The organism is Geodermatophilus sp. SYSU D00079 (assembly GCF_054050635.1).
In genome coordinates this window covers 177,010-199,108 of record NZ_JBJGZS010000002.1, presented here as the reverse complement: position 1 = coordinate 199,108, position 22,099 = coordinate 177,010, and the positions used below count along the sequence as shown (strand labels likewise).

Annotated in this window: 22 protein-coding genes and 1 pseudogene; 7 read left to right on the top strand and 16 right to left on the bottom strand. The window is 75.8% G+C overall.

Translation table 11 applies throughout. From position 1 onward, the window contains the following. Nucleotides 1-2 precede the first annotated feature (2 nt). Nucleotides 3-659, bottom strand: coding sequence for an MOSC domain-containing protein (locus ACI79E_RS03110; RefSeq protein ID WP_456931080.1), 657 nt, complete (start codon nucleotides 657-659; stop codon nucleotides 3-5). After that, nucleotides 656-2,500, bottom strand: coding sequence for a translation elongation factor 4 (lepA, locus tag ACI79E_RS03105; RefSeq protein ID WP_456931079.1), 1,845 nt, complete (start codon nucleotides 2,498-2,500; stop codon nucleotides 656-658). The genes ACI79E_RS03110 and lepA overlap by 4 nt, the downstream gene beginning before the upstream one ends. A 182-nt stretch (nucleotides 2,501-2,682) precedes the next feature. On the opposite strand from lepA, the gene rpsT reads away from it, so the two are divergent. Then, nucleotides 2,683-2,949 (top strand): 30S ribosomal protein S20, encoded by a 267-nt coding sequence (gene rpsT / locus ACI79E_RS03100; RefSeq protein ID WP_456931078.1) that lies wholly within the window; start codon nucleotides 2,683-2,685, stop codon nucleotides 2,947-2,949. A gap of 97 nt (nucleotides 2,950-3,046) precedes the next feature. Here rpsT and holA read toward each other — a convergent pair whose 3' ends face one another. The 10 genes and pseudogenes from holA to ACI79E_RS03050 all read right to left on the bottom strand — a co-directional run bounded on the left by holA (nucleotide 3,047) and on the right by ACI79E_RS03050 (nucleotide 14,256). Continuing rightward, nucleotides 3,047-4,039, bottom strand: a complete 993-nt coding sequence (holA, locus tag ACI79E_RS03095; protein ID WP_456931077.1) for a DNA polymerase III subunit delta — start codon at nucleotides 4,037-4,039, stop codon at nucleotides 3,047-3,049. 337 nt (nucleotides 4,040-4,376) lie between these two features. Next, nucleotides 4,377-5,798, bottom strand: a pseudogene (locus tag ACI79E_RS03090) (ComEC/Rec2 family competence protein); the annotation flags it as partial. Nucleotides 5,799-6,487: 689 nt separating this feature from the next. Continuing rightward, nucleotides 6,488-7,399 (bottom strand): ComEA family DNA-binding protein, encoded by a 912-nt coding sequence (locus ACI79E_RS03085; protein WP_456931076.1) that lies wholly within the window; start codon nucleotides 7,397-7,399, stop codon nucleotides 6,488-6,490. A gap of 140 nt (nucleotides 7,400-7,539) precedes the next feature. Further along, nucleotides 7,540-8,442: a DegV family protein gene (locus ACI79E_RS03080; protein WP_456931075.1), complete on the bottom strand. Its 903-nt coding sequence runs from the start codon at nucleotides 8,440-8,442 to the stop codon at nucleotides 7,540-7,542. Between the two features lie 70 nt (nucleotides 8,443-8,512). After that, nucleotides 8,513-9,250 carry a histidine phosphatase family protein gene (locus tag ACI79E_RS03075; protein WP_456931074.1) on the bottom strand — a complete coding sequence of 246 codons (738 nt, stop codon included), beginning with the start codon at nucleotides 9,248-9,250 and terminating at the stop codon, nucleotides 8,513-8,515. After that, nucleotides 9,247-9,831 (bottom strand): ribosome silencing factor, encoded by a 585-nt coding sequence (rsfS, locus tag ACI79E_RS03070; protein WP_456931073.1) that lies wholly within the window; start codon nucleotides 9,829-9,831, stop codon nucleotides 9,247-9,249. Before rsfS ends, ACI79E_RS03075 begins: the two co-directional genes overlap by 4 nt. Then, a complete protein-coding gene (gene nadD / locus ACI79E_RS03065) occupies nucleotides 9,828-10,577 on the bottom strand; it encodes a nicotinate-nucleotide adenylyltransferase (protein ID WP_456931072.1) in 750 nt (249 codons plus the stop codon). The genes rsfS and nadD overlap by 4 nt, the downstream gene beginning before the upstream one ends. A gap of 69 nt (nucleotides 10,578-10,646) precedes the next feature. Beyond that, complete coding sequence (locus ACI79E_RS03060) at nucleotides 10,647-12,089, bottom strand: vWA domain-containing protein (protein ID WP_456931071.1); 1,443 nt, start codon at nucleotides 12,087-12,089, stop codon at nucleotides 10,647-10,649. Next, nucleotides 12,089-12,976, bottom strand: coding sequence for an AAA family ATPase (locus ACI79E_RS03055; protein ID WP_456931070.1), 888 nt, complete (start codon nucleotides 12,974-12,976; stop codon nucleotides 12,089-12,091). Before ACI79E_RS03055 ends, ACI79E_RS03060 begins: the two co-directional genes overlap by 1 nt. A 26-nt stretch (nucleotides 12,977-13,002) precedes the next feature. Then, nucleotides 13,003-14,256 carry a glutamate-5-semialdehyde dehydrogenase gene (locus ACI79E_RS03050; RefSeq protein WP_456931069.1) on the bottom strand — a complete coding sequence of 418 codons (1,254 nt, stop codon included), beginning with the start codon at nucleotides 14,254-14,256 and terminating at the stop codon, nucleotides 13,003-13,005. A gap of 74 nt (nucleotides 14,257-14,330) precedes the next feature. Between ACI79E_RS03050 and ACI79E_RS03045 the strand changes: the two genes are divergently transcribed. From ACI79E_RS03045 to ACI79E_RS03030, 4 genes are read left to right on the top strand one after another with little or no spacing between them, the layout of a single operon-like run. Next, a complete protein-coding gene (locus ACI79E_RS03045) occupies nucleotides 14,331-15,287 on the top strand; it encodes a metal ABC transporter substrate-binding protein (RefSeq protein WP_456931068.1) in 957 nt (318 codons plus the stop codon). Then, the gene (locus ACI79E_RS03040; RefSeq protein WP_456931067.1) at nucleotides 15,284-16,069 is read left to right on the top strand and encodes a metal ABC transporter ATP-binding protein; all 786 of its coding nucleotides are present in this window, start codon (nucleotides 15,284-15,286) and stop codon (nucleotides 16,067-16,069) included. The genes ACI79E_RS03045 and ACI79E_RS03040 overlap by 4 nt, the downstream gene beginning before the upstream one ends. Nucleotide 16,070: 1 nt before the next feature. Further along, nucleotides 16,071-17,093, top strand: a complete 1,023-nt coding sequence (locus ACI79E_RS03035) for a metal ABC transporter permease (protein ID WP_456931066.1) — start codon at nucleotides 16,071-16,073, stop codon at nucleotides 17,091-17,093. Beyond that, nucleotides 17,090-17,506: a Fur family transcriptional regulator gene (locus tag ACI79E_RS03030; RefSeq protein WP_456931065.1), complete on the top strand. Its 417-nt coding sequence runs from the start codon at nucleotides 17,090-17,092 to the stop codon at nucleotides 17,504-17,506. The genes ACI79E_RS03035 and ACI79E_RS03030 overlap by 4 nt, the downstream gene beginning before the upstream one ends. A gap of 3 nt (nucleotides 17,507-17,509) precedes the next feature. Here the strand turns inward: ACI79E_RS03030 and ACI79E_RS03025 are convergent, their stop codons facing one another. Next, the gene (locus tag ACI79E_RS03025) at nucleotides 17,510-17,956 is read right to left on the bottom strand and encodes a MarR family winged helix-turn-helix transcriptional regulator (RefSeq protein ID WP_456931064.1); all 447 of its coding nucleotides are present in this window, start codon (nucleotides 17,954-17,956) and stop codon (nucleotides 17,510-17,512) included. 72 nt (nucleotides 17,957-18,028) lie between these two features. Between ACI79E_RS03025 and ACI79E_RS03020 the strand changes: the two genes are divergently transcribed. Beyond that, nucleotides 18,029-18,673 carry a maleylpyruvate isomerase family mycothiol-dependent enzyme gene (locus ACI79E_RS03020; RefSeq protein ID WP_456931063.1) on the top strand — a complete coding sequence of 215 codons (645 nt, stop codon included), beginning with the start codon at nucleotides 18,029-18,031 and terminating at the stop codon, nucleotides 18,671-18,673. Further along, nucleotides 18,670-18,975, top strand: coding sequence for a hypothetical protein (locus ACI79E_RS03015; protein WP_456931062.1), 306 nt, complete (start codon nucleotides 18,670-18,672; stop codon nucleotides 18,973-18,975). Before ACI79E_RS03020 ends, ACI79E_RS03015 begins: the two co-directional genes overlap by 4 nt. 9 nt (nucleotides 18,976-18,984) lie before the next feature. On the opposite strand, the gene def is transcribed toward ACI79E_RS03015, so the two are convergent. From def to obgE, 3 genes are read right to left on the bottom strand one after another with little or no spacing between them, the layout of a single operon-like run. Then, entirely contained in the window at nucleotides 18,985-19,470 is a 486-nt protein-coding gene (gene def / locus ACI79E_RS03010) for a peptide deformylase (protein WP_456931061.1), read from the bottom strand. A gap of 13 nt (nucleotides 19,471-19,483) precedes the next feature. Beyond that, on the bottom strand, nucleotides 19,484-20,605 hold the full coding sequence (gene proB, locus ACI79E_RS03005; protein WP_456931060.1) for a glutamate 5-kinase: 1,122 nt from the start codon (nucleotides 20,603-20,605) through the stop codon (nucleotides 19,484-19,486). Beyond that, nucleotides 20,602-22,089 (bottom strand): GTPase ObgE, encoded by a 1,488-nt coding sequence (gene obgE, locus ACI79E_RS03000; protein WP_456931059.1) that lies wholly within the window; start codon nucleotides 22,087-22,089, stop codon nucleotides 20,602-20,604. Before obgE ends, proB begins: the two co-directional genes overlap by 4 nt. Between the last annotated feature and the right edge of the window lie 10 nt (nucleotides 22,090-22,099).

The following is a 22,099-nucleotide window of genomic DNA, read 5'->3' as shown; positions in this document are numbered from 1 at the left end:
GGTCAGGCGGGAGCGCCGGTCCGGGTGGCGATCCGCGCGGCGACCCTCGCCCGGGTGCGCTGCGGCAGGTACTGCACGGCGGGGGCGATCTCGGGCAGCCGGTGCTTCTGGGTGGTGTAGGCGCGGAACACCGTCCCGACGGTGACGCCGTGGTCGGGCCGGTGGACGACGTCGACGCGGTCGCCGGCGCCGATCTCGCCGGTCTCGAGGACCCGCAGGTAGGCCCCGCTCGCCCCGTGCGCCGTGAACCGCTTGACCAGCCGTGGCACGCCCCAGAAGCGCTCGAAGTTGGCGCACGGGATGCGGCAGTCGGTCACCTCCAGCAGCGCCGTCCCGACCCGCCAGCGTTCGCCGAGCAGCGCGCCGGTGAGGTCCAGGCCCGTCGTCCGGAGGTTCTCCCCGAACCGTCCGGCCGGCAGCTCCCGGTCCAGCTCGGCGGACCACCAGTCGGCGTCCTCCTGCGCGTAGGCGTAGACCGCCTGCCCCTCGCCGCCGTGGTAGCGGCGGTTGACCTGGACGTCGCCGTCCAGGCCGAGCTCGTGGACGGCGACCCGGCCGGCGACCGGGCGCTTGTCGATGCCGCTGCGGTTCGGCCGCCGGTCGGGCAGCGCGAGCAGCTCGGTCCCGGAGACGCAGACGGCCTCGACCCGCCCGCTCACTTCTTGGAGGCGGTGGACTCGTTGGTGGACAGCGCGGCGACGAACGCCTCCTGGGGGACCTCGACGCGGCCCACCATCTTCATCCGCTTCTTGCCCTCCTTCTGCTTCTCCAGCAGCTTCCGCTTGCGGGTGATGTCACCGCCGTAGCACTTGGCGAGGACGTCCTTGCGGATGGCGCGCACCGTCTCGCGGGCGATGACCCGGGAGCCGACGGCGGCCTGGATGGGCACCTCGAACTGCTGGCGCGGGATGAGCTCGCGCAGCTTGCCGGCCATCATCACGCCGTAGCTGTAGGCCTTGTCCTTGTGCACGATCGCGCTGAACGCGTCGACCGCCTCGCCCTGCAGCAGGATGTCCACCTTGACCAGTGAGGACTCCTGCTCACCGGCCTCGGCGTAGTCGAGAGAGGCGTAGCCGCGGGTGCGCGACTTCAGCGCGTCGAAGAAGTCGAAGATGATCTCGCCGAGCGGCAGCGTGTAGCGCAGCTCGACCCGGGACTCCGACAGGTAGTCCATGCCACCGAGCTGCCCGCGCCGGCTCTGGCACAGCTCCATGATCGCGCCGGTGTAGTCGCTGGGCGCGATGATCGTGGCGCTGACGACCGGCTCGAAGACCTTGTCGATCTTGCCCTCGGGCCAGTCGCTGGGGTTGGTCACGGTGATCTCCGAGCCGTCCTCCATGACCACCCGGTAGACGACGTTCGGGGCGGTGGAGATGAGGCTGATGCCGGCCTCGCGCTCCAGCCGCTCGCGGACGATCTCCAGGTGCAGCAGGCCGAGGAAGCCGACGCGGAAGCCGAAGCCCAGGGCCGCGGAGGTCTCCGGCTCGTAGGTCAGCGCGGCGTCGTTGAGCAGCAGTTTGTCCAGGGCCTCGCGCAGCAGCGGGTACTCGCTGCCGTCGATCGGGTAGAGCCCGGAGTAGACCATCGGCTTGGGGTCGCGGTAGCCGCCGATCGACTCGGTGGCCGGCTTGTGCTGCAGGGTGACGGTGTCGCCGACCCGGGACTGGCGGACGTCCTTCACCCCGGTGATGAAGTAGCCGACCTCGCCGACGCCGAGGCTGTCGACCGGCTTGGGCTCCGGGGAGATGACGCCGATCTCCAGCAGCTCGTGGGTCGCGCCGGTCGACATCATCTTGATCCGGTCGCGGGCGGCGATCCGGCCGTCGACGACCCGGACGTAGGTGATGACCCCGCGGTAGATGTCGTAGACCGAGTCGAAGATCATCGCGCGGGCGGGGGCGTCGGCCTCGCCCTCAGGGGCGGGGATCTGCGCCACGATCGCGTCGAGCAGCTCGGGCACGCCCTCACCGGTCTTGCCGCTGACGCGCAGGACGTCGTCCGGGTCGCAGCCGATGATGTGGGCCAGCTCCGCGGCGTACCGCTCCGGCTGGGCGGCCGGCAGGTCGATCTTGTTGAGGACCGGGATGATCGTGAGGTCGTTCTCCATGGCCAGGTAGAGGTTGGCCAGGGTCTGGGCCTCGATGCCCTGCGCGGCGTCGACGAGCAGGACCGCACCCTCGCAGGCGGCCAGCGACCGGGACACCTCGTAGGTGAAGTCGACGTGGCCGGGGGTGTCGATCATGTCGAGCACGAAGTCGGTGCCGGCGTGCTCGCCGGAGCGCGGCGTCCAGGGCAGCCGGACGTTCTGGGCCTTGATGGTGATGCCGCGCTCGCGCTCGATGTCCATGCGGTCGAGGTACTGCGCACGCATCTGCCGCGCCTCGATGATCCCGGTGACCTCGAGCATCCGGTCGGCCAACGTCGACTTGCCGTGGTCGATGTGGGCGATGATGCAGAAGTTCCGGATGCGGGCCGGGTCGGTGTAGGCGGGAGTCGTCACAGTGCTCCCATCGTCCCACGGGTCGGCGGCTCGTCCAGCCATTGCCCAGACCTGGGCCGGTGTACCCGCGAGTTGGGGTCCCGCGGGCGACGCTGGTATCTTGGCAGACCGGTCCGCTGACGCCTGCCGTCCGGACGCACTGTCAGAAGTACTCCCTCCCGAGAGACACCCGAGGCTCACGCGTGGCGAACATCAAGTCCCAGATGAAGCGGATCAAGACCAACGAGAAGGCGCGTCAGCGCAACGTTGCCGTCAAGTCCGCCCTGAAGACGGCCGTCCGGCGTTTCCGTACCGCCGCTGACGCCGGGGACGCCGCGGCGGCGACCGCCGCTCTCCAGGTGGCCAGCAAGGCGCTGGACAAGGCCGCCAGCAAGGGCATCATCCACAAGAACCAGGCCGCCAACCGCAAGTCGGGCATGGCCAAGCAGGTCGCCAAGATCGGCGCCTGACGCTCGTCCCCCGCAGAGAGCCCCCCTCCCGTCCGGGACGGGGGCTCTTCGCGTCCCCGGCCCCTGTCCCCGCCCGCCGGGGGTGCGGAGGGCCTGGTCAGCCGCGGACGCCGCGACCGGTGGCGGCGCGGATGGCGACGATGCGGCGCACCGCCCGCTCCAGCGCGTAGTCGGCGCTGGCCGCGGCGCCCTTGACGTCGGCGTTGAGCTCCGCGGCCACGCCGACCGCCTGCTGCAGGCCCTCGATGCTCCAGCCGCGTGCCTGGCTCTGCGCCTTCTTCACCTTCCACGGCGGCAGCTTCAGCGTGCGGGCCAGCTCGCCGGGGTTGGTGCTGCGCAGTGAGGAGACCCGCGCCGCGGTGCGCACCCCGTCGGCGATGGCGTCGGCGATGAGGACGTGGGCGACGCCGCGCTGCAGGGCCCAGCGGAGCATCTCCAGGGAGCCCTGCCGGTCCCCGACCAGCACCCGCTCGGCGACGGTGAAGCCGGTGACCTCGGCCTGCCCCCGGTGGAACCGGGCGACGGCGTCGGCGTCGATGGTGCCGCCGAAGTCCGACACCAGCTGCCCGGCCGCCGAGGACAGCTGACGCAGGTCCGCTCCGATGGCCTCCACCAGCGCGCTGGCGGCATCGGGGGTGATCCGCCCGCCCGCCGACCGGACCTCGTTGCGCACGAAGGCGATGCGGTCCCCCACCGAGCTGACCTTCGGGCAGTCGTCGACCGCCGCACCCGCCGCGGTGAACGCCTTGACCAGCGCCTCGTTGCGCTTGCCCCCGTGGTGCACCACCACCAACGTGAGGTCGGGGTCGGGGTCCTTCGCGTAGCTGGTGAGGGCGTCCACCAGCGCGCTCGCCGCCTCGTGGACGCCGGTGACCACGACCAGCCGGTGCCCGCCGAACAGCGAGGGCGCCAGGACGTCGGCGAGCTGGCCGACCGGCAGGCCGAGGGCGGCCATCTCGTGCAGCTCGGCGTCGGGGTGGCGCTCGAGGACGGCGCGGCGGACGGCGGAGACGGCGCGGGCCCGCAGGAGCTCCTCCTCCCCGACCACGGCGCGCAGGCGTGAGGTCGGGGCGGGGGGTGCTGCTGCCACACCGGCATGGTGCCACGCGCCGGTGACGGGACCACCGGCCCGCGCCGGTGCGTGCGACGCCGCGGGACAGCCCAGCGAGCAGGGCGCGGTCCGCGTCCGCCCCCGACCGGTCGGCGGCGGTGCCGGTGGGGTCGGCGCCCCGCCCGGCGACGCCCCACCGGCTCGCGTCCCCGGCCACGGCGAGGTCACCCTCGCGGTCGGTGCGGTGCACCCGCACCCCGTCCTGGGCCAGCCAGGTGAGCACCCGCGCCGTCGGGTGGCCGTACGAGTTGTCCGCGCCCACCGAGACCAGCGCCACCCGCGCGCCGGTGGCGGCGAGGAAGCCGCGGTCGGCGTCCGCGCTGCCGTGGTGCGGCACCTTGAGCGCGTCGGCGCGCAGGTCCACGCCGCGGGCGAGGATCCGCGCCTGCGCCTCGCCCCCGAGGTCCCCGGTCAGCAGCACCCGGACACCGTGGCGGGTGACCCGGACGACGAGGGAGAGGTCGTTGGCCTCGGTGGCCGGGGTGGCCAGGTCCGGAGGCGGTGCGAGCACCTCCACGGCGGCGTCCCCGACCCTCCGGCGGTCGCCGGGGACCAGGACCGCCCGCCCGGCGCCGGCACCCCGCGTCAGCCGGTCCAGCCGACCGGCCCGGTCCTCGGCGGGTGAGAGGGTGCCGGTGGCGACGGTCCCGACGTCCCGCCCGGCCAGCGCTCCCGCGAGCCCTCCGGCGTGGTCGGCGTCGAGGTGGGTGAGGAGGACCAGCGGCAGGCGGTCGATGCCCAGGCGGTCCAGGCAGCGGTCGACCGCGCCGACGTCCGGGCCGGCGTCCACCAGGACCCCCTCCCCCGGAGCGGTCGGCACGACGAGTGCGTCGCCCTGCCCGACGTCGCAGGCGACCACCACCGTGTCGGCCGGCGGCCAGCCGCGGGTCACCTGGCGGATCGGCCAGCCCAGGACGACCACGCCGACGAGGGCGGCCAGCGCCAGGGCCCGCGACCGGGGGAACCGCCACAGCACCCAGCCCAGGGCGAGGAGCAGGACGGTCAGCAGCAGCGCGCCGCGCGTGCCGGCCGGCCAGGCAGCGGCGCCGTCCGGGAGGGCCGCGGCCCGCTCGGCGACGACGACGAGCCAGCGGACCGGCCAGCCGGCCACCCACAGGAGGGCGTCGCCGAGCGCCGGCAGGACCGTCCCGGCCAGCGCCGCGACCAGTCCGAGCACGGTGGCGGCCGGCACGGCCGGGGCTGCTAGCAGGTTCGCCGGCAGCGACACGGGACTGACCAGGCCTGACAGCCCGGCCACCAGCGGTGCGGTGGCGACGCCGGCGGCCGCGGCCACCGCGACCGCGTCGGCGAGGACCTGCGGCCAGCCCCGCTCCCGCAGGCGCCGCGACCACCCCGGTGCCAGCAGCACGATGGCGGCGGTGGCCGCCACGGACAGCGCGAAGCCGGCGTCCCGAGCCAGGTGCGGGTCCACCAGGAGCAGCACCACCACGGCGGCACCGAGCGCGGGCACGGCGACCCGTGACCGGCCGGTGGCCAGCGCCAGCAGGGTGACCGCGCCCATCGCCGCCGCCCGCACCACGCTGGCGCTGGGCCGGGCGAGCAGCACGAACCCGACCAGGGCCACGGCGGCGACCAGCGCCTGCACCCGCCGGTCGACCGCCCGCCGCCGCAGCGGGACCAGCACGCCGGTGAGCACGATGGCGGCGTTGGCCCCGCTCACCGCGGTGAGGTGCGAGAGCCCGGCCCGTCGGAAGTCCTCCTCGAGCACGGGGTCCATGGCCCGGGTGTCGCCCACCACCAGACCGGGCAGCAGCCCACCCGCCTTCGAGCCGAGCACGCGCACGGCCGCCGCGGAGAACCCGTCCCGGATCGCGCCGGCCAGTCGCTGACCCCACGGCGGACCGCCCAGGAGGATCGGCGGGGCGCGCGCGGACACCCGGGCCACCAGTCCGTCACCCGGGTCGGCGGGCGTGACGGCGGCCCGTACCCGCAGCGGCTGTCCCGGCAGCAGGCCGGTCCACTCCTCGGCGGGTGCGAAGACGACCACGTCGTCGGCCAGCCGGGTGCGGGTGGTGCCGTCGTCCAGGGCGGTGACCGTGGCGTCCACGACGACCCGGGCGGGGCCCGCACCCCCCACGGGCCGCGGGTCACCGTCGACCTCGAGCTCCAGCTGCACCGTCCGCCGCGCCTCGGCGACCGCGGCCAGTGGCGAGGACTCCCGGGCCGCGGCCCGCACCGCCGCGGTGCCCGCCGTGACCGCCACCGCGGCCAGGACCCCGAGCAGCACCACGGGAGCGGCCGACCGGCGGCGCCGGGCGGCCGGCACCGCTGCGGCCGCCGCGACCAGTGCGGTGGCCGCCAGGGCGGCCGGCGCGAGCAACGGGGACACGAGCGTGGTGGCCCACACGGCCGCGGCGGCGGGCGCCAGGCGCAGGTCCACCCACCTCCAGCGATCGCCGGGCACGGTCACACGGTCACCAGCTCGGCGAGCTCCGCGTACGTGGCCGGCCCGATGCCGGGGACGTCGTCGAGCTGCTCCACGCTGGTGAACCGCCCCTGCTGCGCGCGGTGGTCGACGATCCGCTGGGCGAGCACCGGGCCGATGCCGGGCAGCGCGTCGAGATCAGCGGCGGTCGCCGTGTTGAGGTCGACCCGTCCGCCAGCGGCAGGCTCCGGGAGGGCAGCACCGGTCGAGGTCACGCCGGGCACCCCGACCGCGATCTGCTGGCCGTCGGCGACCACCGCCGCGAGGTTGACCGAGGCGGGGTCGGCCTCCGGCAGCAGGCCGCCGGCGGCCGCCACGGCGTCGGCGACGCGGGCGCCCACGGGGAGGACGACCAGGCCGGGCCGGGCCACGAGCCCGACCACGGCGACGACGGCGGTGGCGGTGGCGGAGCTGTCCGCGGCGACACCGACAGAGGACGTCGCGGGGTCGGCCGACGGCGCTGCCGTCAGCCCCGCGGCGGGGGAGGGTGTGTCGGGGGTCGCCCCGGCCGGCTCCTCGGTGCCGGCCGGCCGGGCAGGGGCCGGCTGCACCCGGGGACGGTCGACCCACGTGCCCACCGCGACCAGCGCCGCGGCGAGCAGCCCGGCCACCCACAACGCCCACACCCCGCGCCGCCCCGGGTCCAGCCGGACCGCGCTGCCCGGCGCCCGGTGCCGACCGATGCCGCCCGGGAGCTCGGCCTCCCTCCCCCACTCCCCCTCCTCGCCGGGCACCTCGGGCTCGCGGGGGTCGTCGGACCCGGGGCCCGGGTCGGTGCCGGCGGGGTCGACGTCGGGGACCCAGCCCTCCGGGCGCGTGCGGTCGTCGAGCAGCGCACGCAGCCGTGCGCGGATCAGGTCGGCGTCGTCGCTGCGACGGGGTGTGAGGCGCACCGGGCGGACGCTAGGCAGCCCCGGCCCCCGCCGCGGCGGCTGCGGTGCGGTTGTGGACGCAGCACCCGGCTGTGGACGACGGAGGGCGGGGGCCGGGCTCGGTGCGCGACGCTGCGCCGGTGCCCGTGCCCCGCCGCTGCTCAGTCCGGCTGTCCGCCCTCGTCCCGGTGCTCCGCCGGGTCCAGCGGTGGCAGCGCGGACGCCGGTGCGACCACCAGCCCCACCGCACCCGGCCCCACGTGCGCGCCGATCGCGGCGCCGAGCTCGCTCACCAGCAGCTCCCGCAGGAGGGGCACCTGCGCCCGGAGCTCGGCTGCCAGCCGCTCGGCGCGCTCGGGAGCGGCCAGGTGGTGCACGGCCACCGACACCGGCACCCCGTCGGCGGCCTCGACGCCGCGCTGCACCAGGCGGGCCAGCGCGCGCGCCGAGGTGCGCACCTTCTCCAGGGGCACGACCCGCCCCTCGGAGACGTGCAGCACCGGCTTGACCGCCAGGGCCGTGCCGATGAGGGAGGCGGCCGAGCCGATCCGGCCACCCCGCCGCAGGTGCTCCAGGGTGTCGACCACGAACAGCGTCCGCGTGGCCGCGGCGGTCTCGCGCGCCGCGGCGGCGACGGCCTCGGCATCGGCTCCGGTGGCGGCCGCCCGGGCGGCGGCGAGCACCGCGAACCCGCTGCCCATCGCCGCGGAGCGGGAGTCCACGACGGTCACCACGTGCTCCCCGACCTGCGCGGCGGCCAGGCGGGCGGCATCGACGGTGCCCGAGAGCTCGGCGGACAGGTGCACCGAGACGATCCGGTCGGCACCCGCGGCCAGCCGCCGCCGGTAGGCGGCGACGAAGTCCCCCGGTGTGGGGCGGGAGGTGGAGACCCGCTGCCCACGGCCGGCCAGGGCGCGGGCGACGTCGGAGGGGCCGATCTCCTCGCCCTCGCGACCGGAGTGCCCGGCCATCACCACGTAGAGCGGGACCACCTCGACCGCGTACTGGTCGACCAGCTCAGGAGGCAGGTATGCCGTGGAGTCGGTGACCACGGCGACGGACACCCGGCGAGGCTAGCTCCCGGCGGCGAGCCGCACGCCGCGGTGCACCGCGCTGCACCGCGGACGGGTGACCTCAGAGGACGGCGTCGGCGTCCTGGACCGGTGCGGGTGCCTCCTCGGGCGTCGCCCCGGCCTCCAGCGGCGCGGACGCCCGGACCGGCCCCGCGGACTCGGCCGGCGGCTGCGGCGCGGAGCTGTTGTGCCGCAACAGCCGCCACCGCTCGCCCTGCACCGCCAGCTCGCTCCAGGCGCAGTTGCCGAGGGGGCCGACGACCCGCCGGTGCTCCGGGCCGAGGCCCAGCAGCGCCTCGATCAGCCGCCCACCGGTGCCACCGTGGGTCACCACGACGGCGGCCGGCGCCTCGGGCAGGTCCTGCAGCGCGGCAAGGGCCCGCTGGGGAACGGTGGCGGGGTCCTCCCCGCCGCGGTCCTGGACCGGGCGGCCGGCCAACCAGTCGGCGTACTGCTCGGGGTGCCGCTCTGCCACCTCGTCACGGGTCAGGCCCTCCCAGGACCCCAGACCCACCTCGCGCAGGCGGGGGTCCAGCCGCAGGGGCACCCCCAGCAGCGCGGTCAGGGTGGCCGCGGTCTCCGCGGCCCGGGTGAGGTCACTGGACACCACCACGGTGCTCGGCGGCAGGGGGCCGGTCGCGGCCAGCTGCGGTGCGGCGCGGGCGGCCTGGGAGCGGCCCTCCGCGTCCAGCGGGGGGTCGAGCTGGCCCTGGAAGCGCCCGGCCGCGTTCCACTCGGTCCGTCCGTGCCGCCAGACCAGCAGGCGGGACACCGGCAGCGGCGGCACGGCGGCACTCACCGGCCGGCCGCCTCCGGGGTGGAGCCGTCGTCCCGGGGGCGCCCGCCGGGCGTCACGTCGTCGTCCTCGGCCGGCTCGGGGGCCAGCGGGGTGGGGTCGGCGCTCATCGGGTCGACGTCGTCGGCCGACAGCGTCCCCGGGGTCGACCGGCCGGATCCGTCACCGCCGGCCCCGTCACCGCCGGCCGCGTCGTCCCCGGACGCCGCGGCACCGGGCGGGGCGGCGGGGTCGACGAAGGGGATGGTCGGGCAGTCCTTCCACAGCCGCTCGAGGGCGTAGTAGGCGCGCTCCTCGGCGTGCTGCACGTGCACCACGACGTCGATGAAGTCCAGCAGCACCCAGCGGGCCTCCGCGACGCCCTCCCGGCGCACCGGCTTGACCCCGTGCTGCCGCAGCCGCTCCTCCACCTCGTCGACGATCGCCTGCACCTGGCGCTCGTTGGGGGCCGAGGCCAGCACGAAGGCGTCGGTGATGGCCAGCCGCTCGCTGACGTCGACGATCGACACGTTGGTGGCGAGCTTGTCGGCGGCGGCCTGGGCGGCCAGCAGTGCGGTCTCCCGCGCCTCGGTCGAGGCGGTCATCGGGGTACCTCCTGGAGATGGGGGGACGGTGGCTCGGTCGCGGGTCCACCGGGGTCTCCGGTGGCCGGCGGCCGGTCGTAGGTGGGGCGGTCGCCCGCCGGCGGGGCGGCACCGCCGCCGCGCGCGATGCCCTCCCGCGCCGCGGGGCGGCCCCCGCCGGGCACGCGGTAGAGACCGCGCTTCTCGATGTACTGCACGACGCCGTCCGGGACGAGGTACCAGACCGGCATGCCCCGCCCCACCCGTTCCCGGCAGTCGCTGGAGCTGATGGCCAGGGCCGGCACCTCCACCAGGCTCACCGAGCCCTCCGGCAGGTGGGACGCCCCCAGGTCGAAGCCGGGGCGGGTCACGCCGATGAAGTGCGCCAGCTCGAAGCACCGGTCGCTGTCGCGCCAGCTGAGGATCTGGGAGAGCGCGTCGGCGCCGGTGATGAAGAACAGCTCGTCGTCGGGGCGCTGGCGCTGCAGGTCGTTGAGCGTGTCGATGGTGTAGGTCTGGCCGCCCCGGTCGATGTCCACCCGGCTCACCGAGAAGCGCGGGTTCGACGCGGTGGCGATGACCGTCATGAGGTACCTGTCCTCGGCCGGACTGACCTCGCGGTGGCTCTTCTGCCACGGCTCCCCGGTCGGCACGAAGACGACCTCGTCGAGCCCGAACAGCACCGCCACCTCGCTGGCTGCCACGAGGTGCCCGTGGTGGATGGGGTCGAACGTCCCACCCATCACCCCGACTCGCCGTCCTGCCACCGATCGAGCCTATCCGGGCGGTCCGACACCGGCCCGCGAGGACCGGTCGCGGACCCGGCGCGCGGGATCTCAGAGCGTGGTCACGAAGTCGGCGAGCTGGGCGGCGGTGCGGCACTCGACCATGTCGACGACCTCGGCGTACCGCAGCGCCGCTGAGTCGCCGCTGCCCCACAGCCGCCGCGGCTCGGGGTTGAGCCAGTGCGCCGAGCGGGACCGGCGGACCAGGTCGGCGAGCACCGGCAGCCCCGGCTGGCGGTGGTTGGTGCGCCCGTCGCCGAGCACGAGCAGCGAGGTCTTCGGCCCGACCGCCGCCGGCCAGCGCTCGGCGAACACCTCGAAGGCGGTGCCGTAGTCGCTGTGCCCGTCGAAACCGACGACGTGCGCCTCCCGGCCGATCCGCGCCACCGCGTCGGTGACGTCGGCGCCCGGCCGGAAGAACCGGGTCACCTCGTCGGTGGAGTCGACGAACGCGAACGCCCGCACGCCGGAGAAGTGCTCCCGCAGCGCCTGGGTCAGCATCAGGGTGAAGTGGCTGAACCCGGCCACCGAGCCGCTGACGTCACACAGCACGACCAGCTCCGGCTTGTGCACCCGGCGCGGCCGGTGGTGGGTCACCACCGGCACCCCGCCGGTGCCCAGCGACGCCCGGACGGTCCTGCGGAAGTCCAGCCGCCCCTCCCGGCCCAACCGCCGGCGCGCCGACAGCCGGACCGCGAGCCGCCGGGCCAGCGGGGCCACCGTCCGGCGCAGCTCGGCCAGGTCGGCCTGGTTGGCCCGGAGGAAGTCCACCTGGTCGGCCAGCGGCCGGACCGCGTTCTTGGCGACCTTGTCCCGGCCCCGCTCGGCCGCCGCCCGTCGCCGGACCTCGGCCTCCACCGCCGCCTTGAACGCCGCCAGGCGCTCGCGCACCGTCTGCCGGGCCACCTGCTCGGCCAGCCCGCCGCGCTCGCCGTCGCCGAGCAACCCGGCCAGCAGCTGCGCGACGAGGGTGTCCGGGGACAGCGCCCGCAGCACCCGGTAGCTGAAGAAGGACTGGCCGGACGGCGACGGGGTCGCGCGGCCCAGCCGGTCGACGGCCTCGCGGGCGAACCGGCGCAGCGCCTCGGGGTCGCCGTCCAGCAGCAGCTGGGCCAGCCGCTCGCGCAGCAGGCCGGCCAGGTCCACACCGTCGGGCACGTCCAGGGTCGACTCCCCCGGCTCCCCCGCCTCCCCGTCGGCGTCGGGGTCGGCGTCACCGGGCGCCAGGACCGGCCGGTCCGACAGCGGCCACCACAGGTCGAACAGCACGTCGTAGGCCGGGCGCTGCGCGGCCCGCTGCAGCAGCACCGCGGCCAGCCCGTGCCGCAGCTGCTCCCGGTCGAGCAGGTCGACCACGGTGAGGATCTCCGCGGCGTCCACGGCCTGGCTGATGCCGACCGGGATGCCGGCCTCCCGCACGGCCCGGACGAACCCGTCGAGGTGCCCGGCGAGCCCGCCGGGCCCGGCCGGGGACGGCACCACCGGCGCCGCCATCAGTTCAGCCGCAGCTCGGCCGCGGCGCGCTCCTGGTCACTGGCGTGCTTGAGCACCACGCCCAGCGTCGAGCGCACCGCGGTCTCGTCGAGGGTGTCCAGGCCGAGCTCCAGCAGGGTCTGCGCCCAGTCCAGGGTCTCCGAGATCGACGGCGACTTCTTCAGCTCCAGCGCCCGCAGGGCCCGGATGGTGCGCACCAGCTGCTCGGCCAGCCCCGGCGCGAGGTCGGGCACGCGGGAGAGCACGATCTCCCGCTCCCGCTCGGCCGACGGGTAGTCCAGCGCCAGGTACAGGCAGCGCCGCTTGAGCGCCTCGGACAGCTCGCGGGTGGCGTTGGAGGTGAGCACGACCATCGGCCGCCGGGTCGCGGTCACCGTGCCCAGCTCGGGGATCGTCACCTGGAAGTCGCTGAGCACCTCCAGCAGCAGCCCCTCCACCTCGACGTCGGCCTTGTCGGTCTCGTCGATGAGCAGCACGGTGGGGTCGGTGCGCCGGATGGCGGTGAGCAGGGGCCGCGAGAGCAGGAACTCCTCGCCGAAGATGTCGTCGTGGACGGTGTCCCAGTCCGCGCCGCCGGTGCCCTGCGCCGCCTGGATGCGCAGCAGCTGCTTCTTGTAGTTCCACTCGTACAGCGCCCGGGCCTCGTCCAGGCCCTCGTAGCACTGCAGCCGGATCAGCTCCGAGCCGGTGGCCACCGCCAGCGCCTTGGCCAGTTCGGTCTTGCCGGTGCCGGCCGGCCCCTCGACCAGCAGCGGCTTGCCCAGCCGGTCGGCGAGGAAGACCGTCGTGGCGATCTGCGCGTCGGGCAGGTAGCCGGCGGTCGCCAGCCGCTTGCTGACGTCCGCGACCGAGGAGAACTGCGCGGGCTGGGACGGCGGGCGGGGCATGCGGCTCCTCGATCGGGGGAGGCGGGTCAGCGGGTGTGGCCGTTCCCGGTGACGACGTAGGTGGTCGAGGTCAGCTCCGGCAGGCCGAGCGGGCCGCGGGCGTGCAGCTTCTGCGTGGAGATGCCGATCTCGGCGCCGAAGCCGAACTCCCCGCCGTCGGTGAACCGGGTGGAGGCGTTGACCAGCACGGCGGCGGCGTCCACCCCGGCGGTGAAGGCGGCGATCGCCGACGCGGAGTCGGCCACGATCGCCTCGCTGTGCCCGCTGCCCCACCGCTCGATGTGGTCCAGCGCCTGCGGGAGGTCGTCGACGACCCGCACCGCCATGTCCATCGACAGGTACTCGGTCGCCCAGTCCTCGTCGGTCGCGGGGACCACCGCGGCGGAGGCGGCCTGCGCGGCGGCGTCCCCGTGCAGGGTGACGCCGGCGTCGGTCAGCGCGGACAGCAGCCGCGGCAGGAACGGGACGTCGCGGTGCACCAGCAGCGTCTCGGCGGAGTTGCAGACGCTCACCCGGTGGGTCTTCGCGTTGAGCACGATCGCCTCGGCCATGGCCGGGTCGGCGGAGGCGTCGACGTAGACGTGGCAGTTGCCCTCGCCGGTCTCGATGACCGGCACGGTCGACTCGCGCACCACGCGCTGGATGAGCGAGGCGCCGCCCCGCGGGATGACGACGTCGACGACCCCGCGCGCGTTGAGCAGCTCGCCCACCGAGGCCCGGTCGGCCGGCAGCAGCTCGATCGACCCGGCCGGCAGCCCGGCCTTCTCCGCGGCCTCGGTGAGGACGGCGACCAGCGCGGTGTTGGTGCCGAACGCCGACGCCGACCCGCGCAGCAGCGCCGCGTTGCCGCTCTTGAGGCACAGGCCGGCCGCGTCGACGGTCACGTTCGGGCGGGCCTCGTAGACGATGCCGACCACGCCGAGCGGCACCCGGACCTGCCGCAGCTGCAGCCCGTTGGGCAGCGTCGACCCGCGGACGACGTCGCCCACCGGGTCGGGCAGGGCCACCAGGTGGCGCAGCGCGTCGGCGACCCCGGCCACCCGCCCGGCGTCCAGCCGGAGCCGGTCGAGGATGGCGGCGGGGGTGCCGGCGGCCGCGGCGGCCTCGACGTCGGCGGCGTTGGCGGCGAGCACCTCCTCGGTGCGCTCGACCAGCGCGTCGGCCATCGCCCGCAGCGCGGCGTCCTTGGTGTCGGTGGGCAGGGTGCGCAGCACCCGGGCGGCGGCGCGGGCCCGCTGGGCCGCGGCGCCGATCAGCGGCAGGCCGGAGACGTCGGACACGCCCGCGAGGGTACGCGGGCGGACGCCGGAGCCGGCCGTCCCGACCACGGCCGACCCATGCGAGAATGATTCTCATGCACATCCCGACGTCGCGCACGGCCGCGGCCGCCACGGCCGCCGCCCTCCTGCTCACCGGCTGCGGGGGCGGCGGAGACGCGGCGGGGACCGGCGACGGGCTCACCGTCGTCGCCGGCTTCTACCCGCTGCAGTGGGCCGCCGAGCGCGTCGGCGGCGACCGCGTCGACGTCTCCTCGCTGACCCCGCCCGGCGCCGAGGCCCACGACCTGGAGCTGACGCCGCAGGACGTCGCCGCGGTCGGCGAGGCCGACCTGCTGGTCTACCTGTCCGGCTTCCAGCCGGCCCTGGACGAGGCCGCCGCGTCCGAGGCCGGCGACGCCGCCTGGGACGCCGGCACGGCCGCCGACCTCTCGCTGACCGTCGAGGAGGACGGGGACGAGGAGCACGCGGACGAGGAGCACGCCGACGACGAGCACGGGCACGGCGACGAGCCCGTCGACCCGCACTTCTGGCTGGACCCGACCCGGCTGGCCGCCGTCGGCGACGCCCTGGCCGCGGAGCTGGGCGAGCAGGACCCCGACGGCGCGGCCACCTACGAGGAGAACGCCGCCGCGCTGCGGACCGACCTGGAGGCGCTCGACGCGGAGGTCCAGGCCGGCCTGGCCGACTGCGCCGTCGACACGCTGGTCACCAGCCACGACGCCTTCGGCTACCTCGCCGCCCGCTACGGCCTCGAGGTGGTGGGCATCAGCGGCCTGAGCCCCTCGCAGGAACCCGGCCCCGCCCAGCTCGCCGAGATCGCGACGCTCGTGCGCGAGCGCGGGGTGACCACCGTCTACACCGAGACCCTCGTCGACCCCGCCGTCGCCGAGACCGTCGCCGAGGAGGCGGGGGTGCGCACCGCCGTCCTGGACCCGCTCGAGGGCCTGACCGACGACTCCGCCGGGGCGGACTACCTGTCGGTCATGCGGGACAACCTGGCCACGCTGCAGGAGGGGCAAGGCTGCTCGTGACCGCCGCCATCCGGCTCCGGGACGCCAGCATCGGCTACGGCGACGTCCCGGTGGTCTGCGGCGTCGACCTCACCGTGCAGCCCGGCGAGGCGGTCGCCGTCCTGGGCTCCAACGGGTCGGGGAAGACGACGCTGTCCCGGGGGCTGCTCGGCCTGGCCGCCGTCCTCGGGGGTGAGGTGGAGGTGCTCGGCGCGCCGGTCGGGCGGCTGCGCGAGCGCGGGCGCATCGGGTACGTGCCGCAGCGGCACACCGTGAGCGGCGCGGTCCCGGCCACGGTGCGCGAGGTGGTCGGCGTCGGCCGGCTGGCCCGGCTCGGGCTGTTCCGCCGGCTGCGCCCCGCCGACCGGGCCGCGGTCGCCGACGCGGTGGCCGCCGTCGGGCTCGGCGACCGGCTGGGCGACCCCGTGGCCTCGCTCTCCGGCGGGCAGCAGCGCCGGGTGCTGGTCGCCCGCGCCCTCGCCGCCCAGCCGGAGCTGCTGATCATGGACGAGCCGACCGCCGGCGTGGACGCCGCCAGCCAGGACGCGCTCGCCGCGGTCCTGGCCGACGTGTCGGCGACCGGCACCACCCTGCTGGTCGTCACGCACGAGACCGGGCCGCTGGCCGGCGTCCTGACCCGCGCGGTCGTCGTCGACCACGGCCGGATCGGCTACGACGGCCCGCTGGCCGGCGCCGAGCCGCACGCCGGCGGCGGCCACCACCACCCCGAGGACGCCGGCCAGCCCCCGGCCAAGGGCTACCGCCTCGACCAGCCCCGGGTGACCAGCGACGGAGGCCGCTGACGTGGAGATCCTCGAGTACGGCTTCATGCAACGGGCGCTGCTGGCCTCGCTGATGGTCGGCCTGGTCGCCCCGGCCGTCGGCGTCTTCCTGGTGCAGCGCCGGCTGTCCCTGCTCGGCGACGGCCTGGGCCACGTCGCGCTCACCGGCGTCGCGATCGGCGTCCTGACCTCGACCGCCCCCGTCGGGACGGCGCTGGTGGCGGCGGTCCTGGGTGCGGTCGTCATCGAGCTGGTGCGGGCCCGCGGGCGCACCAGCGGTGACGTCGCCCTCGCCGTCCTGTTCTACGGCGGCATCGCCGGCGGCGTGGTGCTGCTCAGCCTGGCCCCACGCGGTCAGGCGACCAACCTGGAGTCCTACCTGTTCGGGGCGATCACCACGACGAGCACGGCGGACGTCGCCGTGTTCGCCGTCATCACGGTCGTGGTCCTGGGCGCGGTGTGGCTGCTCGGCCAGCGGCTGTACGCGGTCAGCGACGACGAGGAGTACGCCCGCGCGGTCGGCCTGCCGGTGCTCGCGCTCAACGTCGTGCTGGCCGCACTGGTCGCCTCCACGGTGGTCCTGTCGATGCGCGTGGTCGGGCTGCTGCTCATCAGCGCCCTGATGATCGTGCCCAGCGCGGTCGCCCAGCTGGTGGCCCGCAGCTTCCGGCAGGCGCTCTACCTGGCCTGCGCCATCGGCCTGGTGGTCAGCGTCTCGGGCACGACGGCGTCCTACTACGCCGGGACGCCGTCGGGCGGCACGATCGTGCTGCTGGCCATCGCGCTGTTCCTCGTCGTCACCACCACGGTGTCCCTCCGCGAGGCCACCGCGCGACGCCGGCACCAGCGGCGGGCGGAGGTGCACGCGGCGCACCCGCACGAGCACGGCGAGGGCTGCGGACACCAGCCGGTGCCGCACGGCGACCACGTCGACTACGACCACGACGGCCACCTGCACGCGCCGCACCGCACCGGCGCCGGCACCCACTACGACGAGCACGGCCGGTCCGCGACGCCGACCCCCGGCCGGGGAGGCCGCCCGTGACCGCCCCGGACCCGGCCGAGGTGCCCGGCCGCCGGCAGACCCGGCAGCGCAGCGCCGTGCTCACCCTGCTCGAGGAGCTCGACGGCTTCCGCACCGCGCAGGACCTGCACGCCCTGCTGCGCCAGCGCGGCGACGCGGTCGGGCTGGCGACGGTCTACCGGGCGCTGCAGGCCCTGGTGGACGACGGCCTGGTCGACGTGCTGCGCGGGAGCGACGGCGAGGCCGCCTACCGCCGGTGCTCGCCGGTGCACCACCACCACCTGGTGTGCCGCTCGTGCGGGCGCACGGTGGAGGTGGCCGACCCGCCGGTCGAGCGCTGGGCCGCCCGCGTGGCCGCCGAGCACGGGTTCGCCGACGTCCAGCACCAGCTGGAGGTCTTCGGCACGTGCTCGTCCTGCACCGCGGCCGGCTGAGGATCAGCGGTACGGGTCGGTGACCTCCCGGAGCCGGGTGAGCGCCGTCCGCAGGGCCGCGGTGGCCTCCTCGCCCAGGTGGGCGGTCCACTCGGCCTCGACCTCGGCCTCGACCTGTCGCGCCAGGGCCACGACGCGCTCCCCGCGCTCGGCCATGCGCACCAGCCGTGCCCGCCCGTCGGTCGGGTCGGGCACGCGGCGGACGTAGCCGGCGGCCTCCAGCTGGTCCACGAGGTGCCCGGCGGTCTGCTTGGTGACCAGCGCCTGCTCCGCGAGGTCGGTCAGCCGCGTCCCGGCGGGGCCGATGCGCGCGGCGATCCGGCCCTGGGCGGCGGTGAGGTCGTCGAACCCGGCGGCGGCCAGCGCCGCAAGGACCCGCGCCTCCATGGCCCGGTACGGGTAGAAGCAGAGCAGGCCCAGGTTCTGCCGCTCCTCCGCTGGCTCGGCCACGTCACCCCTTGACGACGGTCAGATCATCGAACGAAACTGGTTCGAGGATCGTACCAATCGGCCGGAGGCGTCATGGACCTCGACAACGTGTGGCGGACCATCGACGCCGAGCGGCTGGGCCTGGCCGACCTGCTGGAGGAGCTCTCCCCCGCCGAGTGGGCGACCCCGTCGCTGTGTGCGGGGTGGCGCGTGGGCGACGTGGCGGTGCACCTCACCCAGGCGCACATGGGGCTGGGCGCGGCACTGGTCGGGGCCGTCCGGGCGCGCGGCAGCTTCGACCGGATGATCCGCGACTGCGCCCTGCGCGCGGCGCCCCTGCCCCCCGCGGAGTGCGCCCGCCGGCTGCGCGCGATGGCCGGTTCCCGACGAACCGCCCCCTTCATCACCCCGCTGGAGCCCCTCATCGACGTCCTGGTTCACGGCCAGGACATCACCCTCCCCCTCGGCCGCTCCCGCCCCGTGCCGCCTGAGGCCGCGGCGGTGGCCGCACAGCGGGTGTGGGACACGAGGTTCCCGTTCCGGGCACGGGCCCGGCTGGCCGGCCTCCGGCTCTCGGCGACCGACACCGCCTGGACCGTCGGCGACGGCGCTCCCGTGGAGGGCCCGGTCGCGGCACTCCTGCTGCTGGTCACCGGCCGCGACGCCGGGCTCGACCAGCTCACCGGGGACGGCGTCGACACCCTGCGGCGCCGCGAGCGGACGAGGAGACCGACATGACGTGGGGTGTGATCGTCGACGTGCCCGCACCGGCCGAGGTCTACGACGCCGTGCACGCCGAGCTGCTGCAGCGCACCGGGGGGACCGCCGAGGGCCTGCTGGTGCACCTGGCCCGGGCCACCGACACGGGGTTCCAGGTGGTGGAGGTCTGGGAGTCGCGGGAGGACGCCGAGCGCTACGAGCGGGAGGTCGTCGGTGCGGTGGTGTCCGCGCTCGGCGGGCACCCGCCGCCGGAGGGGCAGGCGGTCACGGAGTTCGCCGTGCGCGGCCTGGTCCTGCCGCGGGCCGGCATCGCCGTCTGAACGCCCGGGTCAGCCCCGCTCGCGCAGCGTGCGCAGCGCGGTCTTGCGGGCCTCGCCGGTGAGCCGGTCGAGGAAGACCTTGCCGTCGAGGTGGTCGACCTCGTGCTGGAGGGCCCGCGCCATGAGCCCGGTGCCCTCGAGCCGCAGCGGCTTCCCGGTGACGTCGAAGCCCTCGACGACCGCGTGCATGGCCCGCACCGTGGGCGCCCAGATGCCGGGGATGGACAGGCACCCCTCGTCGCCGTCCTGCGTCTCCTCCGACAGCTCGACGATCCGCGGGTTGACCATGTGCCCGATCACGCCGTCGACGTTGTAGGAGAACGCCCGCAGCCCGACCCCGATCTGCGGCGCGGCCACGCCGGCCCGGCCGGGGTCGGCCACGGTGTCCTCGAGGTCGCGGACCAGGGCGGCCAGCTCCTTGTCGAACGTGCGCACCTCGTCGGCGGGGGTGCGCAGGACCGGGTCACCGAGCTCTCGGATGGGGCGGATCGTCACGGCCGGCAGTCTCTCAGCCCAGGGACGGGCGCCGGACCAGCACCATCTCGTCGCGGTGCACCAGCTCCCGCTGGTACTCCGGGTCCAGCTCGCCGGTCTTGCGGCCCAGCAGCGGCGGCAGCTCGCGGGCGTCGAACGCGACCAGGCCGCGCGCGACCACGACGCCGTCCGGGCCGACCAGCTCCACGGGGTCGTCGGCGAGGAAGTCGCCGACCACGCCGGTGACGCCGGCCGCCAGCAGCGAGGCGTTGCGCTCGCGCACCGCGCGCACCGCGCCCTCGTCGAGCACCAGCCGCCCCCGGGGACGGGTGGCGAACCGCAGCCAGAACTGCCGGGCGCGCGGACGGGGACCCATGACGGCGAACCGGGTGCCCACCGACTCCCCGGCCAGCGCCGCGGCGGCCTGCACGGTGGAGGTGACCACGACGGGCACGCCGGCGTGCGCGGCGATCAGCGCGGCCTCCACCTTGGTCGCCATGCCACCGGTGCCCACGCCGTTGCGGCGCGCCGTGCCCAGGGTGACCACGTCGAGGTCGGCGGGGTCGCGCACGGTGTCCAGCAGCTGGGCCGGCCCCTGGCGCGGGTCGCCGTCGTAGACGCCGTCGACGTCGGAGAACAGGAACAGCGCGTCGGCGTGGGCGACGTGGGCGACGAGGGCGGCGAGCCGGTCGTTGTCGCCGAAGCGGATCTCCTCGGTGGCGACGGTGTCGTTCTCGTTGACGATCGGCAGCACCCCGAGGGTGAGCAGCCGCTCCACGGTGCGCTGCGCGTTGCGGTAGTGGCTGCGCCGGGTGAGGTCGTCGGCGGTGAGCAGCACCTGGCCGACGGTGACGTCGTGGCGGGCGAACGCGTCGGCGTAGGTCTGCACCAGCCGCAGCTGCCCGACGCTGGCCGCGGCCTGCGCGGTGGCGAGGTCCCGCGGCCGGCCCTCGATGCCCAGGGGCGCCAGGCCGGCGGCGATCGCCCCCGAGGAGACCAGCACGACCTCCCGGCCGGCGGCACGCACGGCCCCGAGGACGTCGACCAGCGCCGACAGCCGGCCCTCGTCGAGCCCGCCGGGCAGGGTGGTGAGCGACGAGGAGCCCACCTTGACCACGACCCGCCGGGCGCCGGCGATCTCCGGCCGGGCGCTCACTGGTCGTCTCCGGCCGGGAGGTCCTCCTCGTTCCAGGTGTCGCTGAGCTCGAACGGCACACGGCGGGCCCGCTTGGCCGCCAGCCGCTCCTCGGCCCGCACCCGGTGGGGGGCGTCGATGCGCGCGTCGGTGCCGCGCCCGCCCAGACCGGCGCTCTCCTCCACGGTGAGGGTGCCGGCCGGCAGGGTGGGCGCCCAGTCGAAGGTGACCCCGCCGATGGTGACCGCGTCCCCCTCGCGGGCGCCGGCCTTGGCCAGCTCCTCCTCCACACCGAGCCGGTTGAGCCGGTCGGCGAGGAAGCCCACGGCCTCGTCGTTGGTGAAGTCGGTCTGGCGCACCCAGCGCTCCGGCTTGACCCCGCGGACCACGAACGCCTCGTCGTCCTCGGGGTCGCGCTCGACGGTGAAGCCGCTGTCGTCGACCGCGCGCGGGGTGAGGGTGATCCGGGCCGCCTCGGGCTCGGGCAGCGCGGCCCGGTGCTCGTCGACCGCGGTCGCGAGGGCGAAGCCGAGCTCGCGCAGCCCCTCCCCCGTCGCCGCGCTGACCGGGAAGACCTGCAGCCCGCGCTCCTCCAGGGTGCCGCGGACCAGGTCGACCAGCTCGCGGGCGTCCGGGACGTCGATCTTGTTGAGGACGGCGATCCGCAGCCGGCCCACCAGGTCGATCTCCTCGCCGCTGTACTCGGCGAGCTCGTGCTCCAGGGCCTCGATGTCGCTCTCGGGGTCGCGGCCGGGCTCCATCGTGGCCATGTCGACCACGTGCACCAGCACGGCGCAGCGCTCGATGTGGCGGAGGAACTCCAGGCCCAGGCCCTTGCCGGTGGACGCGCCGGGGATCAGCCCGGGCACGTCGGCCATGGTGAAGGCGACGTCGCCCGCGCGGACCACGCCGAGGTTGGGCACCAGCGTGGTGAAGGGGTAGTCGGCGATCTTCGGCCGCGCTGCGGACATCGCCGCGATCAGCGAGGACTTGCCGGCCGAGGGGAAGCCCACCAGACCGACGTCGGCGATGCTCTTGAGCTCGATGACGGCGTCGAACGCCTCGCCGGGCTCGCCGAGCAGCGCGAAGCCGGGGGCCTTGCGCCGGGCGTTGGCCAGCGCGGCGTTGCCGAGGCCGCCCTTGCCGCCGTGCGCGAGGACGACGCGGGTGCCGGCGCCGACGAGGTCGGCGATGACCCGGCCGTCGGGGGTGCTCACCACGGTGCCGGCGGGCACGCGCAGGACGCGGTCCTCGCCGCGGGCGCCGTGGCGGTTGCTGCCCTCGCCCGGGCGGCCGTTGCCGGCCTTCTGGTGCGGGCGGTGGTGGAAGTCCAGCAGCGTGTGCACGCTGGGGTCGACCTCGAGGACGACGTTGCCGCCGTCCCCGCCGTTGCCCCCGTCGGGCCCGCCCAGCGGCTTGAACTTCTCGCGGTGGATGGACGCCACCCCGTGGCCACCGTTGCCGGCCGCCACGTGCACGACCACGCGGTCGACGAAAGCGGCCATGTCCGCGCCG

Bases quoted from the DNA above. Each gene is read 5' to 3' on its own strand.
- rsfS (WP_456931073.1), bottom strand. From the start codon at position 9,831: ATGACCGCCTCGACCGAGGCGCGGGAGACCGCACTGCTGGCCGCCCAG.
- ACI79E_RS03060 (WP_456931071.1), bottom strand. From the start codon at position 12,089: ATGGCGGCGCCGGTGGTGCCGTCCCCGGCCGGGCCCGGCGGGCTCGCC.
- ACI79E_RS03055 (WP_456931070.1), bottom strand. From the start codon at position 12,976: ATGCCCCGCCCGCCGTCCCAGCCCGCGCAGTTCTCCTCGGTCGCGGAC.
- ACI79E_RS03045 (WP_456931068.1), top strand. From the start codon at position 14,331: ATGCACATCCCGACGTCGCGCACGGCCGCGGCCGCCACGGCCGCCGCC.
- ACI79E_RS03020 (WP_456931063.1), top strand. From the start codon at position 18,029: ATGGACCTCGACAACGTGTGGCGGACCATCGACGCCGAGCGGCTGGGC.
- ACI79E_RS03015 (WP_456931062.1), top strand. From the start codon at position 18,670: ATGACGTGGGGTGTGATCGTCGACGTGCCCGCACCGGCCGAGGTCTAC.
- obgE (WP_456931059.1), bottom strand. From the start codon at position 22,089: ATGGCCGCTTTCGTCGACCGCGTGGTCGTGCACGTGGCGGCCGGCAAC.